This is a genomic window from Paraburkholderia piptadeniae, from assembly GCF_900007165.1.
Classification (GTDB): domain Bacteria; phylum Pseudomonadota; class Gammaproteobacteria; order Burkholderiales; family Burkholderiaceae; genus Paraburkholderia; species Paraburkholderia piptadeniae.
Genome location: NZ_CYGY02000031.1, coordinates 1 through 14,293, shown reverse-complemented (window position 1 = coordinate 14,293; position 14,293 = coordinate 1). Strand labels below are relative to the sequence as shown.

At 63.6% G+C, this 14,293-nt stretch carries 11 protein-coding genes and 2 pseudogenes; 12 read left to right on the top strand and 1 reads right to left on the bottom strand.

From position 1 onward, the window contains the following. The first annotated feature begins 32 nt into the window (after positions 1 to 32). Entirely contained in the window at positions 33 to 545 is a 513-nt protein-coding gene (locus tag BN2476_RS16045; RefSeq protein WP_087735163.1) for an ureidoglycolate lyase, read from the top strand. Between the two features lie 136 nt (positions 546 to 681). On the opposite strand, the gene fur is transcribed toward BN2476_RS16045, so the two are convergent. Then, positions 682 to 1,110: a ferric iron uptake transcriptional regulator gene (gene fur, locus BN2476_RS16040; protein ID WP_087735162.1), complete on the bottom strand. Its 429-nt coding sequence runs from the start codon at positions 1,108 to 1,110 to the stop codon at positions 682 to 684. 150 nt (positions 1,111 to 1,260) lie between these two features. On the opposite strand from fur, the gene BN2476_RS16035 reads away from it, so the two are divergent. The 11 genes and pseudogenes from BN2476_RS16035 to BN2476_RS15985 all read left to right on the top strand — a co-directional run. Further along, positions 1,261 to 2,112: an outer membrane protein assembly factor BamE gene (locus tag BN2476_RS16035; RefSeq protein ID WP_160111725.1), complete on the top strand. Its 852-nt coding sequence runs from the start codon at positions 1,261 to 1,263 to the stop codon at positions 2,110 to 2,112. 250 nt (positions 2,113 to 2,362) lie between these two features. Further along, positions 2,363 to 3,160: a 4-hydroxy-tetrahydrodipicolinate reductase gene (dapB, locus tag BN2476_RS16030; RefSeq protein WP_087735160.1), complete on the top strand. Its 798-nt coding sequence runs from the start codon at positions 2,363 to 2,365 to the stop codon at positions 3,158 to 3,160. A gap of 61 nt (positions 3,161 to 3,221) precedes the next feature. Beyond that, positions 3,222 to 3,962 (top strand): MotA/TolQ/ExbB proton channel family protein, encoded by a 741-nt coding sequence (locus BN2476_RS16025; RefSeq protein ID WP_087735159.1) that lies wholly within the window; start codon positions 3,222 to 3,224, stop codon positions 3,960 to 3,962. A 44-nt stretch (positions 3,963 to 4,006) separates the two neighbouring features. Further along, a complete protein-coding gene (locus BN2476_RS16020) occupies positions 4,007 to 4,510 on the top strand; it encodes an ExbD/TolR family protein (RefSeq protein ID WP_235850861.1) in 504 nt (167 codons plus the stop codon). Positions 4,511 to 4,754: 244 nt separating this feature from the next. Continuing rightward, positions 4,755 to 7,349 (top strand): leucine--tRNA ligase, encoded by a 2,595-nt coding sequence (gene leuS / locus BN2476_RS16015; RefSeq protein WP_087735158.1) that lies wholly within the window; start codon positions 4,755 to 4,757, stop codon positions 7,347 to 7,349. 71 nt (positions 7,350 to 7,420) lie between these two features. Beyond that, positions 7,421 to 7,972: an LPS-assembly lipoprotein LptE gene (locus tag BN2476_RS16010; protein ID WP_087735157.1), complete on the top strand. Its 552-nt coding sequence runs from the start codon at positions 7,421 to 7,423 to the stop codon at positions 7,970 to 7,972. Positions 7,973 to 8,018: 46 nt separating this feature from the next. Beyond that, positions 8,019 to 9,161 (top strand): DNA polymerase III subunit delta, encoded by a 1,143-nt coding sequence (gene holA / locus BN2476_RS16005; RefSeq protein WP_087735156.1) that lies wholly within the window; start codon positions 8,019 to 8,021, stop codon positions 9,159 to 9,161. Positions 9,162 to 9,384: 223 nt separating this feature from the next. Further along, the gene (locus tag BN2476_RS16000) at positions 9,385 to 10,656 is read left to right on the top strand and encodes a glutamate-5-semialdehyde dehydrogenase (RefSeq protein WP_087735155.1); all 1,272 of its coding nucleotides are present in this window, start codon (positions 9,385 to 9,387) and stop codon (positions 10,654 to 10,656) included. A 27-nt stretch (positions 10,657 to 10,683) separates the two neighbouring features. Further along, on the top strand, positions 10,684 to 11,106 hold the full coding sequence (locus tag BN2476_RS15995; RefSeq protein WP_087735154.1) for a CopD family protein: 423 nt from the start codon (positions 10,684 to 10,686) through the stop codon (positions 11,104 to 11,106). Positions 11,107 to 11,870: 764 nt separating this feature from the next. Continuing rightward, positions 11,871 to 11,993, top strand: a pseudogene (locus tag BN2476_RS49925) (ESPR domain-containing protein); the annotation flags it as partial. Positions 11,994 to 12,302: 309 nt separating this feature from the next. Then, positions 12,303 to 14,293, top strand: a pseudogene (locus tag BN2476_RS15985) (YadA family autotransporter adhesin); the annotation flags it as partial.

Here is a 14,293-nt window from a genome sequence, read left to right as displayed (position 1 = left end):
TGAACAGGTCGGCGGGACTCACGGAGAAGGCCATGAACACACTGCGCATCGAGCGCCTGACGCGCGAAGCGTTCGCCCCTTTCGGCGACGTGATCGAACTGGAAGGCGCGCGGCATTATCCGATCAACGAAGGCACGACAGAGCGGTATCACGATCTCGCGAAAGTGGACGTGAGCACGCAGGGCGGCCGTCCGCTGATCAACGTGTTTCGCGCGCAGCCGCGCTCATGGCCGATCGATATCGTGATGATGGAGCGGCATCCTCTGGGCAGCCAGGCGTTCGTGCCGCTCTCGGATGCGCCGTATCTGATCGTCGTCGCGCCCGCTGGTGAGCTCGACCCGACAAAGCTCAGAGCGTTCTTGACGCGCGGCTGGCAGGGCGTGAACTACGCGAAGGGCGTCTGGCATCATCCGCTGCTGGCGCTGGAGCGCGTGAGCGATTTCCTGGTTGTCGATCGCGGCGGTGAGGGGCAAAACTGCGACGAAGTGCCGTTGCCGCAAGCGTGGCGTCTCGAACGGGAGTCGCTCGAGGCCGTTGCCGTTTAAGGCGTTCGCTTGCGTCGCCCGCTTCCCCGTAAGAGGTGGAAAGCAAAAGGCCCAGCCGATTTTTATCGGCCGGGCCTTTCTGCGTATTACCTTTCACGTCGACCGGGCCGCGCCCCGAATCGCGGCCCGAAGCCCATCAATGCTTGCGATGCGGGCACTTGTCCTTCGTGCACGCGCCGTACAGCGCGAGCGCGTGTTCCTGCAGCTTGAAGCCCCGTTCCTTCGCGATCGCCTGCTGGCGGCTCTCGATTTCAGGGTCGAAAAACTCTTCGACCAGGCCGCAGTCGATGCACACCAGATGGTCGTGATGCGTCCCTTCGTTCAGCTCAAAAACGGCTTTACCCGACTCGAAATTGCTGCGCGTCAGCAGTCCCGCCTGCTCGAACTGCGTGAGCACGCGGTATACCGTGGCGAGCCCGATATCCAGTTCTTCATGCAGCAGGTTGCGGTAGACATCTTCGGCGGTCAGATGGCGCACCGGGCTGTGCTGAAAGATCTCCAGAATCTTGAGGCGCGGTAGGGTCGCCTTGAGTCCGATATTTTTCAGATCGGTTGGATTGGTCATGGCAAGGGATCCCTAGAGTACAATGCAAGGTTCTAATAGTAATGTGAATTGCTGTTGAGGTCATCTTCGACGGAAACTCGCGCGGCTCGGGAAGCCCGCACGGTGAGGGAAATGATTCCAAAAGCTCTATTGATCAACCGGGGGAGCCGCATGCGGGGCACCTTGATCGTCGCTGCGGCTGTGGCGCTTCTTGCTGGATGCTCCACGTACGACAGCCTGACGCAGCGCGTTGCCCAAAGCATCACGCCGTACCGCATTACTGTGGTTCAGGGCAACTTCGTGTCGAAGGAAATGGCCTCGCAGATGCAGGTCGGCATGTCGCGCGCGCAGGTGAAACAGGCGCTCGGCACGCCGCTTCTGACGGACATGTTCCACGCCGACCGCTGGGACTACGTCTTCTACTTCAAGCGCGGTTCGACATCGGTCGTCCAGCAGCGTGATTTCATCGTGAACTTCTCAGGTGATCGCGTCGCGAGCTGGTCGGGCGGTGAAGATCTGCCGTCGAACCTCGAACTGCTCGCAGATATCGACGGCGACCGCACGGGCAAGAAAGTGGCGGTAGCGCCGGCCGCCGCGAGCGCAGCGGGTGCGGCGAGCGCGCCCGTTGCGGCGGCGTCCGCGCCCGTCTCGACGCCCGATACGGCGCGCTCGTCCACGTCCGACGCCGCGCAGGCCGGCAATCTGCCCGCCGTCGATCCGAACGCGCAGGCAGCACAGGCTGCTAACCGCCTGACCAATGCGGTGCAGGCGCCGGCGCCCGGCACAACGCCGTCGGTGCGCGCGGGTACGCCGCCGTCGAATGGCGGCGTGCCGCAGAACGCGACGGAGCCTGGCCAGCCGCAGTTCCGCTTCACGCGTCCGCCGCCTCCGCAGATCCAGGGTGTGCCGAAGGAAAACCCCGTCGGTCCGACCGGCCCGCAAAGCAACAATGGGCAGGGGAAAGGCGCGCCCGTCGCGTCGTCGCCGGGTTCGTCCCAGACCAACCCGGGAACGGGCGGCTGATTCCACTGTCCGTAACGTAATGGGCTTGATGGGCGGCTTCTTCGCCCGTCATGCGTCTCGCCGCGATGCACGGCGGCTTTGGCACATCGCATGGTGTCGCCGAGCTATATTCCGGCGCATGCGCGAGTGTCCGTTGCTCGCTTCGTTTCCTTGATCGTCGGCCGGCGCGCTGCCTTTCGGATCAACTGAGAGCGCGACTGTCGGCCCAACCCGATGGCGCCGTTCGACGGCGCTGTTTGCTGGATTACCCATGAAAATTGCCATCGCTGGCGCATCGGGCCGCATGGGCCGGATGCTCATCGAAACCGTCCTCAACGATCCCGACGCGACGCTTTCCGGCGCACTCGATCGCAAGGGCGCGCCGCAACTCGGTCAGGATGCCGGAGCGTTTCTGGGCAAGCAGACGGGCGTGCCGATCTCGGACGATATCGACGCCGTGCTCGCGCAATCCGACTATCTGATCGATTTCACGCGCCCCGAAGGCACGATCGCGCACATCGACGCGGCGCTGCGCACGAACACGAAGCTCGTGATCGGCACGACGGGGTTCGACGACGCGCAAAAGGCGCACATCCGCGCCGCGGCGGAAAAAATCGCCATCGTGTTCGCGTCGAACTTCAGCGTCGGCGTTAATGTGACGATGAAGCTGCTCGAATTCGCCGCGCCTCATTTCTCGCAGGGCTACGACATCGAAATCATCGAGGCGCATCACCGTCACAAGGTGGACGCGCCGTCCGGCACCGCTTTGACGATGGGCGAAGTGGTGGCGAAAGCGCTCGGCCGCAAGCTCGAAGATTGTGCCGTGTACGCGCGCGAAGGCGTGACGGGCGAACGCGATCCGTCGACGATCGGCTTTTCGGCGATTCGCGGCGGCGACATCGTCGGCGATCACACGGTGCTGTTCGCGGGAATCGGCGAGCGCATCGAGATCACGCACAAATCGGCAAGCCGTCTGTCGTATGCACAAGGCGCGCTGCGCGCGGTACGTTTCCTCCAGGGCCATCAGAAGGGCCTGTTCGACATGCAGGACGTGCTCGGCCTTCGCTAGGCACCCATAGCCTGTTCTCACGCGCCGGGGCACTCGTGGCCGAGGCGAACGGCGAGGTCCGATGGCAAACTCCGGCATCATCCACTACCTGCAATCCAGCGACGCCATCACGCATGGCGTCGCGTACGTGCTGCTGGCGATGTCGATTGCGAGCTGGTGTTTCCTGATCGTCAAAAGCTGGATGCTCGGGCGCGCGAAGCGCCAGGGGCCGCGCGCCATTGCGCTTTTCTGGCAGGCGCCGACGCTCGCCGACGGCGTCGCCGCGCTGCGTCTCGCCGACCGCGAGCACATCTTTTCTCCGTTGGCGGAAGCGGCGCTGCAGGCGTCGGAAGTCGAGATGCCGGGCGCGCTGCTCGCGCGCGTCGAGCGCAGCGAACGCGTGCTGCGTGCGCTGCGCCAGGCGCTGCATCGCTCGCAGCGGCGGCTGGAGTTCGGGCAGGTGCTGCTGGCGTCGGTGGGCAGCACGGCGCCGTTCGTCGGGCTGCTCGGCACCGTGTGGGGCATCTATCACGCGCTCGGCAGCATCGCGTCGAGCGGGCAGGCGATGATCGAAAACGTCGCGGGGCCCGTCGGCGAAGCGCTCATCATGACGGCGTTCGGTCTCGTCGTCGCGATTCCCGCCGTGCTCGCCTATAACGTGCTTGGAAGGATGGTGCGGCAGTTGTCGGAGGAACTCGACGGCTTCGCGCACGATTTGCACGCATATGTCTGCTCGCCGGCTGACGAGACGCATGACGCCGCGCGCGCCGACATCCGCGACGGCCGCCAGGGCAGGCGCTCGCCCGCGCGGACGCAGGCATAACCGGCAAGAGCGCGGCAAAAGCGCAGCAAGGCGAGGCACGACACATGGCATTCGGCGGACTCGACAGACACAAGACGGCCGCGCCGATGGCGGATATCAACATGACGCCGCTGATCGACGTGATGCTCGTGTTGCTCGTCATTTTCATCATCACGGCGCCGCTGTTTACGCACGCGATCCGGCTCGATCTGCCGCGCGTAGCGTCCGCCGAGGCGCGCGAGACGCCACAGACCATCACGCTGTCGATCGACGCGGCAGGCAAGCTCTACTGGAACGACAATCCCATCACGCTCGAGCGGATGCGCGCGCAGTTCAACGATGCCGGCAAGCAAAAGGAGCAACCCGAAATCCATCTGCGCGCCGAGCGCTCGACGCGCTATGAGGTGATCGCGCAAGTGATGGGCGCGGCGCAGCAGGCGGGTCTGGAGCGGATCGGCTTCGTGACGGAGCCGCCGTCGGCCAAGGCCAAAGCCGGCGCGGCAACGACAGGCGGCGCGAACGTGAGCCAGCCAGCGCCTTCGACAGCGGGAGCATCCGCCGCGCAGTAGCGCCAAGCCGCCGCTTGCCGGGCCAAAAGCCCGCTTTCACCGTGAATCGGGATCGAATCGGGATCAATCGGCGCGCAAAACGCGCTGAATACGCCGCATCGCGTGCGGCGTCGTCCCGCCCGGACGGTATAATCAGCCTTTTCCCCTTGACGCAAGGGGAATCGACGAGACATTTCTTCACGCAGAGCACCGGCCGGTGCCGAAGCACTGAAAAGCGGCACCGAACCAGCGATCCCATCACACCATGCACGAAAAATACGTTCCCTCCGACGTCGAATCCGCCGCGCAAGGACAATGGCGCGCCAGCGACGCGTACAAAACGACGGAAAAGACCGACAAGCCGAAGTTCTATTGCGTTTCGATGCTGCCGTATCCGTCGGGCAAGCTGCATATGGGGCACGTACGCAACTACACGATCAACGACGTGATGTACCGCTATCTGCGGATGAACGGCTACAACACGCTGATGCCGATGGGCTGGGACGCGTTCGGCATGCCCGCCGAGAACGCCGCGATGGCCAACGGCGTGCCCCCCGCGAAGTGGACGTACGACAACATCGCGTACATGAAGAAGCAGATGCAGTCGATGGGTCTCGCCATCGACTGGTCGCGCGAAGTCGCCACGTGCAGCCCGGACTACTACAAGTGGAACCAGTGGATCTTCCTGAAGATGCTGGAGAAGGGCATCGCGTACAAGAAGACGGGCACCGTGAACTGGGACCCCGTCGATCAGACCGTGCTCGCGAACGAGCAGGTGATCGACGGCCGCGGCTGGCGCTCGGGCGCGCTCGTCGAAAAGCGCGAAATCCCGATGTACTACATGCGCATCACGCAGTACGCGGATGAACTGCTGAACGATCTCGACGGCCTTGGCTGGCCCGAGCGTGTGAAGATCATGCAGCAGAACTGGATCGGCAAGAGCTATGGCGTGAACTTTGGCTTCCCGTACGAAATCGACGGCGAGCAGAAGCTCTTGCGCGTGTTCACGACGCGCGCCGACACGATCATGGGCGTGACGTTCTGCGCGGTTGCCGCCGAGCACCCGCTCGCGACGCGTCTCGCGCAGGACAAGCCCGAACTGCTGCCGTTCATCGACGAATGCAAGCACGGCGGCGTCGCCGAAGCCGACATGGCGACGATGGAAAAGAAGGGCATGCCGACCGGTTTTTACGTCACGCATCCGCTGACACAGGAAAAGGTCGAGGTGTGGATCGGCAACTATGTGCTGATGAGCTACGGCGAAGGCGCGGTGATGGGCGTGCCGGCGCACGACGAGCGCGACTTCGCGTTCGTGAAGAAGTACGGCATTCCCGTCAAGCAGGTGGTGGCCGTCGAAGGCCACCCGTTTTCGACGGACGCATGGCAGGAGTCGTACAGCGACAAGGAAAACGGCGTGCTGGTCAACAGCGGCAAGTACGACGGCCTGAAGTACCAGGAAGCCGTCGATGCGATCGCCGCCGATCTCCAATCGCTTGGCCTCGGCGAGAAGCAGGTCACGTGGCGTCTGCGCGACTGGGGCATTTCGCGCCAGCGCTACTGGGGCACGCCGATTCCGATCATCCACTGCCCGTCGTGCGGCGACGTGCCTGTGCCCGAGAAGGATCTGCCCGTCGTGCTGCCCGAAGACCTCGTGCCGGATGGCACGGGCAATCCGCTCGCGAAGTCCGAAGCGTTCCTGAACTGCATGTGTCCGAAGTGCGGCGCGGCGGCGAAGCGCGAAACCGACACGATGGATACGTTCGTCGATTCGTCCTGGTACTTCTATCGCTACGCGGCACCGGACGCAAAGACGATGGTCGACGAGCGCACCGATCACTGGATGCCGATGGACCAGTACATCGGCGGCATCGAGCACGCCATTCTTCACCTGTTGTACTCGCGTTTCTGGGCGAAGGTCTGCCGCGATCTGGGCATCGTGAAGTTCGGCGAGCCGGCGAAGAACCTGCTCACGCAGGGCATGGTGCTCAACGAAACGTACTACCGCGAAAACGTCGCGGGCAAGAAGACCTGGTACAACCCCGCTGACGTCACCGTCACGCACGACGACAAGGGCCGCCCGATCGGCGCGACGCTGAACGCCGACGGCCAACCCGTCGAGCTGGGCGGCGTCGAGAAGATGTCGAAGTCGAAGAACAACGGCGTCGATCCGCAAGTGCTGATCGACCAGTACGGCGCCGACACCGCGCGTCTCTTCACGATGTTCGCCGCGCCGCCGGAGCAGCAGCTCGAGTGGTCGGGCGCGGGCGTCGAAGGCGCGAGCCGCTTCCTGCGCCGCGTTTGGGTGTTCGGCCAGTCGAACGAAGCGGCGCTGCGCGAGCGCGCATCGTTTGATGCCGCGAAGCTCGCCGATACCGACAAGACGCTGCGCCGCGAAATCTACGGCGTGCTGAAGCAGGCCGATTTCGACTATCAGCGTTTGCAGTACAACACGGTCGTGTCGGCGGCGATGAAGATGCTCAACGCGCTCGAAGGCGCAAAGGGAGCGAGCCCCGCCGTGCTGCGCGAAACCTACGGCGTGCTGCTGCGCGTGCTGTACCCGGTCGTGCCGCACATCACCTTCCAGCTCTGGCAGGAACTCGGCTATGCGGCCGAATTCGGCACGCTGCTCGATGCGCCGTGGCCGAAGGTCGACGAAAAGGCGCTGGAGCAAAGCGAGATCGAGCTCGTGCTGCAGGTGAACGGCAAGGTGCGTGGCGCCGTGACGGTCGCCAGGGACGCGTCGCGCGAAGCGATCGAAGCGGCAGCCCTCGCGCACGAGATGTTCGCGAAGTTCAGCGAAGGCAAGCCGGCGAAGAAGGTCATCGTCGTGCCCGGCCGCCTCGTGAACGTCGTCGTCTGACGGGCGCGCCGAATGTGCCGGTCGGTGCCGATCGATGGCGATTGCGCTTTAACTGCGAACCAGGAGCCCATGTGAACCGCAGATCGTTTTTGACCCTGGCGTGCAGCGCGGTGCTGCTGTCCGCGTGCGGCTTCCAGTTGCGCGGCCAGCAGAACTATGCGTTCAAGCGCCTCGCCATCACGGGCGCGACGCCGCCTGTCGCTGCGCGCCTGACGCGCATGGTGCAGGGCGGCAGCGACACGGTGATCGTGAATTCGTCCGCCAACGCGGACGCGGTCCTGGTGGTTTCGGAGTCGCGTGGAACGGGTGTGCTGACGCTGAACTCGCTCGGCGTAGTCGAGGAATACGCGCTGAACTATTCGCTGAACTACACGCTGCGCGGTTCGGACGGTACTTTGTTGATTCCTCCAAGCTCGATTGCGTTGAATCGCGCAATGACGTATAGCGATCAGTTCTCGCAGGCGAAGACTTCCGAAACGGATATCCTCTACGCCGACATGCAGAACGACGCCGTCGATCAGCTGATGAGGCGCCTCGCGGTCGTGCGCTCGCTGCATCCGGCGCCGGGCCAGGAAGTGCCGGGCGTCGCGCCGCGCGCGCCGCTCCCGCCGCCGCCGCTCTGATCCGCCGACTGCACAGACCCGCTTTCACTCTCGTTCATCCGTAGCCATGCAACTGCGTCTTGACGCGCTCGAAGCGCACCTCGCGAAAGGACTCGCCGGCCTGTACGTCGTGTACGGCGACGAGCATCTGCTCGCGCAGGAAGCGTGCGACCGCATCCGCGCGGCGGCGCGCGCGAGCGGCTTTACGGACCGCACGGTGTTCACGGTGGAGCGCGGTTTCGACTGGAGCTCGCTGCTCGGCGCGAGTCAGTCGATGTCGCTGTTCGGCGACCGGCAGCTCGTCGAGCTGCGCATCCCGACGGGCAAGCCCGGCAAGGAAGGCGCCGACGCGCTGAAGACACTCGCGGCAGCGGCGAACCCTGACGTTCTCACGCTGGTCACGCTGCCGCGCCTCGACGCCGCGACGCAAAAGGCCGCGTGGTTCACGGCTTTGGCGGACGCCGGCGTCGCGCTGAAAATCGATCCCGTCGAGCGCGCGCAGTTGCCGAACTGGGTCGGGCAGCGGCTTGCGCAGCAGGGTCAGCGTGTGGCGGCGGGCGAAGACGGCAAGCGCGCGTTGCAGTTCATCGCGGAGCGGGTCGAAGGCAATCTGCTCGCGGCGCACCAGGAGATCCAGAAGCTCGGGCTGCTGTATCCGTCCGGCGTGCTGACATTCGAACAGGTCCACGATGCGGTGCTCAACGTCGCGCGCTACGACGTGTTCAAGCTCAACGAAGCGATGCTGGCAGGCGACGTCGGCCGGCTGTCGCGGATGCTCGACGGTCTGAAGGGCGAAGGCGAGGCGGCCGTGCTCGTGCTGTGGGCCGTCGTCGAAGAGATTCGCACGCTGCTGCGGATCAAGCGCGGCGTCGAAGCAGGCAAGCCGCTCGCGATGCTGCTGCGCGAGAACCGCGTATGGGGCCCGCGTGAGCGGCTCGTCGGGCCGGCGCTGTCGCGCGTGACGGAAGCCTCGCTCGAAAAGGCGCTCGCGCTGGCGGCGAAGCTCGACCGGCAGGTGAAGGGCTTGTCGGGCGGCACGCCAGGCAATCATCGCAATGACCCGCCGCCCGATCCATGGGCCGGCCTCTTCGAACTCGCGATGGCTGTCGCCGGCGCGCAGGCTTCACACCCGCAGCACGCCGCGCCGACGCGGTCCGCGCCTGGTCGAACGGCTCCCGCGCGACCAGCGCCAATGCGCCGACCGTCGTAGGCTGTCGCACGCCTGACGGTTCGCCACGCAGAGCCCGCGCGCCAGCGGCGCTCGCGTGGTTTCCAGATTCCTCGTCAGGCCGTCCGACAGCCTTTCCCGGTCAGTGACACGGCGCCGCCGCGCCAAGCACGCTGTAGTCACACGTCTTACAATCGTCGCATCGTTCCGCTTGCAGAAATTGTCCGCCGCGCTTCGTGCAGAACGCGGCACAACGGGAATCACCATGGATATCGACCAGTACATGACCGACCTCGGCCGCCGCGCGCGTCACGCATCGCGCGCAATGGCGCGGGCGTCGACGGCCGCGAAGAACGCGGCGCTCGAAGCCGTCGCAGTCGCCATCGAGCGTGAAACGGGCGCGCTGAAGGAAGCGAATGCGCGCGATCTCGCGCGTGCTCGCGACAAGGGACACGACGCCGCCTTCATCGATCGCCTGACGCTTTCGGACAAGGCGCTGAAGACGATGGTCGAAGGCTTGCGGCAAGTGGCCGCGCTGCCTGATCCGATCGGCGAGATCAGCAACATGAAGTACCGGCCGAGCGGTATTCAGGTCGGGCAGATGCGCGTGCCGCTGGGCGTCATCGGGATCATCTACGAATCGCGGCCGAACGTGACCATCGATGCGGCCGCGCTGTGCCTCAAATCCGGCAACGCGACGATTCTGCGCGGCGGCTCCGAGGCGCTCGAATGCAACGCCGCGCTGGCGAAACTGATCGGCGAAGGGCTGGAAAAAGCGGGCTTGCCGCAAGAGGCCGTGCAGGTGGTCGAAACGTCGGATCGCGCGGCCGTCGGCAAGCTGATCACGATGACCGAATACGTCGACGTGATCGTGCCGCGCGGCGGCAAGAGCCTGATCGCGCGCCTGATCGAAGAAGGCCGCGTGCCGATGATCAAGCATCTCGACGGCATCTGCCATGTGTACGTCGACGATCGCGCGGATATCGCGAAGGCGATGAACGTCTGCGACAACGCGAAGACGCACCGCTACGGCACGTGCAACACGATGGAGACGCTGCTGGTCGCGCGCGGCGTGGTGGCAGAGGTGCTGCCGCCGCTCGGCAAGCTGTATCGCGGCAAGGACGTGGAACTGCGCGTCGACCCGGCGGCGCGTAAGGTGCTCGAAGCGGCTGGCGTTGGTCCGCTCGTCGATGCGACGGAAGAGGACTGGCGCACCGAATATCTCGCGCCTGTGCTCGCTGTTAAGGTGGTTGATGGCATCGACGACGCGATCGGGCACATCAACGAATACGGCTCGCATCACACGGACGCGATCGTCACCGAAGACCACGACCGCGCGATGCGCTTCCTGCGCGAAGTGGACTCGGCGAGCGTGATGGTCAACGCATCGACGCGTTTTGCCGACGGCTTCGAATTCGGCCTCGGCGCGGAGATCGGCATTTCGAACGACAAGCTGCATGCGCGCGGACCCGTCGGGCTGGAAGGGCTGACGTCGATGAAATATGTCGTGCTCGGACACGGCGAAGGTCGCCAGTAATTTCGAACATCGAAATAACAGGAAAAAATGTCGATGCTTTGGGTCAAGACATTTCACATCGTTCTCGTCGCTTCGTGGTTCGCGGGGCTCTTTTATCTGCCGCGGATTTTCGTCAATCTCGCGATGGAGACCGATCCGAACGCGGTGAAACGTCTGTTGATCATGGCCCGCAAGCTGTTTCGCTTCATGACGCTTATCGCGGTGCCCGCGCTGGCGTGCGGGCTGTGGCTGTGGCTGGTGATCGGGATCGGCAGCGGTGAGGGCTGGATACACGCGAAGGTCGGCGTGGTCGTGCTGCTCGTCATCTATCACGCGTATTGCGGCGTGCTGCTGCGCACGTTCGAGCGCGGTGAAAACCGGCGCTCGGATAAGTGGTATCGGATGTTCAATGAGCTGCCTGTTCTGGGCATGCTCGCGGCGGTTGCGCTGGTGGTGATCAAGCCGTTCTGATTTTCAAGTCTGTCCGATTCGCGGCGTCGATAAAAAAGCCCGGTTTGCTGGAAACAGCAAACCGGGCTTTTTGCTTTTTGAGGCCGCGTGTGCCGGACGTTTCCGGCGCCAGCTTCGTACGAGCGGAACTCATAGCCGATCTGACCACCATCCGGCGGCGCCGCCGTGTTCATGGCGATCCGGTCGACCTTCGCATTTTCCGACTGCGCCCGGCTCAAAGTGACGGCCGCTGTCGCGACACCTCAGGCCGCTCCGGCCGCTACGCGTTCCCATGCGGCGCTCGACGTTCACGACATCACGCCAGTTCATGTTCCGGCACACACCGTTCGATTCTTTCCGTATGCCTAAGCATCCGCACTTTTCAACCTTTACCCCTAGGTGTGGGCGTTCGGCTCGTGATTTCGTTCGATATTTCTAGTGGAAGCACTCGGGGCCATATCGAGTATGTAGGTCAGAACTCTTTCGATGTCAGGTGAACGGATGGTTTGAAGCATGAATTAAGACTGATCTTATTCATGACGCAGTTTGGCATCTCTAAAGTTCATCCTCAGGATGACGGGAAATTTGAGATAGCGCGCCAACTTCGTTGCGTACATCAAATCAGCCTGCAGCGTCGACAGTCGGACGGCTGACCATCGGCGAAGACACGACCTCATTCGGGTTGCGGAACGGTGAACCAGTACTCGTCCGCGCGATTGTTTCTATCAAAGACCACCACGACAGATTCGAGGCAGATGATTGCCTCATATGAATAGGATAGCGAAATGAATAAGACGTACCGATCAGTCTGGAATGAATCGACTGGAACTTGGGTTGCGGTGCAGGAGAATGCCAGAGGCCAAGGCAAGAAGAAAACGAAGGCACCCAGTGTGGTGGGCACTTGTGCAAGGCTGATGGCTGTTTCGGCCATGCTTGGGCTAAGCGGCATCATTACCTTGTTCCCTGGTCAGGCAAAGGCGTCCGAGGTATGTGTGACCAATGGGACCGGGTCCGCAGAAAGCTCTATCTCCATGGGGAGCACTAGTGTCATTAGCGGGTGTGGCGCAAACGCCTATCTTCCGGCTGGGCACGACATGGCAGAACTTGAAGCAAGCAGCACGATCGTGTTCACAGACGGCACTGCTGGTCTCGTGGGTTTCCGTGCAACCTCGACGGGGCAGGTTGTCACCATTAACTCCGCTGGCCTTCTCCAGAACATTGCTCCTGGTGGTTTGACCGCATCCAGCCGGGACGCAGTCAACGGTTCACAGCTGTATGCGTTAGGTACATCCACCGCTCAGGCGTTAGGTGCCGTGTTCAATGCTGCGACAGGCGCTATCAGTCCGCCGAGCTATGCGCTCACGAACGCGAACGCCATCGACGGCACGTCGGGCGCGAAGACGGACGTTGGTTCGGCGTTCAGCACCGTCGATACGGCGCTGGGCAAGCTGAACAACAACATCAGCAATGTTTCGAACAACGTGTCGAACGTTGCGAACAATCTTGCCAACACCAACAACAACGTCGCCAACCTCAGCAACAACGTGACGAACATCGTCAACGGTGGCGGCATCAAGTACTTCCATGCGAACTCGACGCTGGCGGATTCGGTGGCGACGGGCACGGACGCAGTGGCGATCGGCGGTAGTGCGAGCGCTACGACGGCGAACTCGGTGGCGCTGGGCTCGAACTCGACGACGACGGCGAACCTGTCGGCTGCGGGTTACAACCCGGGCAACGGCACGCTGTCGGGCACGGCCTCGGCGGCCAATGGTGAAGTGTCGGTGGGCGCATCGGGCAAGGAGCGCCGCGTGACGAACGTCGCAGCGGGCAGCGCGGCTACGGACGCGGTGAACGTGAGCCAGTTGCAATCGGAAAATGCAAAGGTCGATCAGATAGGCGCGAATACGGCAGCGGCGCTGGGCGGCAGCTCGGGGTACAACTCGACCACTGGTGCGATCAGCGCGCCGAGCTATGCGCTCACGAACGCGAACGCGATCGACGGCACGTCGGGCGCGAAGACGGACGTTGGTACGGCGTTCACGACTGTCGATACGGCGCTGGGCAAGCTGAACAACAACATCAGCAATGTTTCGAATAACGTTTCGAACGTTGCAAACAATCTTGCCAACACCGACAACAACGTCGCCAACATCAACAGCACGGTGACGAACATCGTGAACGGTGGCGGCATCAAGTACTTCCACGCGAACTCGTCGCTGGCGGACTCGGTGGCGACGGGCACGGATGCGGTGGCGATCGGCGGCAACGCGAGCGCGACGACGGCCAACTCGGTGGCGCTGGGCTCGAACTCGCTGGCGAACTCGACGACGCTCACGACGGCAGGCTTCCAGCCGACGGGCGGCACGGCCATCGCCGGTGCAACGGCTGCCGGTGAAGTGTCGGTGGGAAAGGCAGGTGCGGAACGTCGCATCACGAACGTCGCAGCCGGTCTGAACCCGACCGACGCGGTGAACGTGAGCCAGCTGACGTCGGAAGACGCGAAGGTGAACAACGTCTCGAACAACGTTTCGAACGTGGCGAACAACCTGGCCAACACCAACAACAACGTCACCAACATCAACAACACGGTGACGAACATCGTGAACGGTGGTGGCATCAAGTACTTCCATGCGAACTCGTCGCTGGCGGACTCGGTGGCGACGGGCACGGATGCGGTGGCGATCGGCGGCAACGCGAGCGCGACGGCGGCGAATTCGGTGGCGCTGGGCTCGAACTCGCTGGCGAACTCGACGACGCTGTCGACAGCAGGCTTCACGCCGGTGGGCGGCACGGCCATCGCCGGTGCGACGGCTGCGGGCGAAGTGTCGGTGGGCAAGGCCGGTGCGGAACGTCGCATCACGAACGTCGCATCCGGTCTGAACCCGACCGACGCGGTGAACGTGAGCCAGCTGACGTCGGAAGACGCGAAGGTGAACAACGTCTCGAACAACGTTTCGAACGTGGCGAACAACCTGGCCAGCCTGGGTAACAACGTCACCAACATCAACAACACGGTGACGAACATCGTGAACGGTGGCGGCATCAAGTACTTCCATGCGAACTCGTCGCTGGCGGACTCGGTGGCGACGGGCACGGACGCAGTGGCGATCGGCGGCAATGCGAGCGCGACGGCGGCGAACTCGGTGGCGCTCGGTTCGGGCTCGACGACGACGGCGAACCTGTCGGCAGCGGGTTACAACCCGGG

Coding starts and splice junctions, on each gene's coding strand:
- holA (WP_087735156.1), top strand. CDS start 8,019: ATGCAACTGCGTCTTGACGCGCTCGAAGCGCACCTCGCGAAAGGACTC.
- BN2476_RS16020 (WP_235850861.1), top strand. CDS start 4,007: ATGGCATTCGGCGGACTCGACAGACACAAGACGGCCGCGCCGATGGCG.
- BN2476_RS16045 (WP_087735163.1), top strand. CDS start 33: ATGAACACACTGCGCATCGAGCGCCTGACGCGCGAAGCGTTCGCCCCT.
- leuS (WP_087735158.1), top strand. CDS start 4,755: ATGCACGAAAAATACGTTCCCTCCGACGTCGAATCCGCCGCGCAAGGA.
- fur (WP_087735162.1), bottom strand. CDS start 1,110: ATGACCAATCCAACCGATCTGAAAAATATCGGACTCAAGGCGACCCTA.
- BN2476_RS16035 (WP_160111725.1), top strand. CDS start 1,261: ATGCGGGGCACCTTGATCGTCGCTGCGGCTGTGGCGCTTCTTGCTGGA.
- BN2476_RS16000 (WP_087735155.1), top strand. CDS start 9,385: ATGGATATCGACCAGTACATGACCGACCTCGGCCGCCGCGCGCGTCAC.
- BN2476_RS15995 (WP_087735154.1), top strand. CDS start 10,684: ATGTCGATGCTTTGGGTCAAGACATTTCACATCGTTCTCGTCGCTTCG.
- BN2476_RS16025 (WP_087735159.1), top strand. CDS start 3,222: ATGGCAAACTCCGGCATCATCCACTACCTGCAATCCAGCGACGCCATC.
- dapB (WP_087735160.1), top strand. CDS start 2,363: ATGAAAATTGCCATCGCTGGCGCATCGGGCCGCATGGGCCGGATGCTC.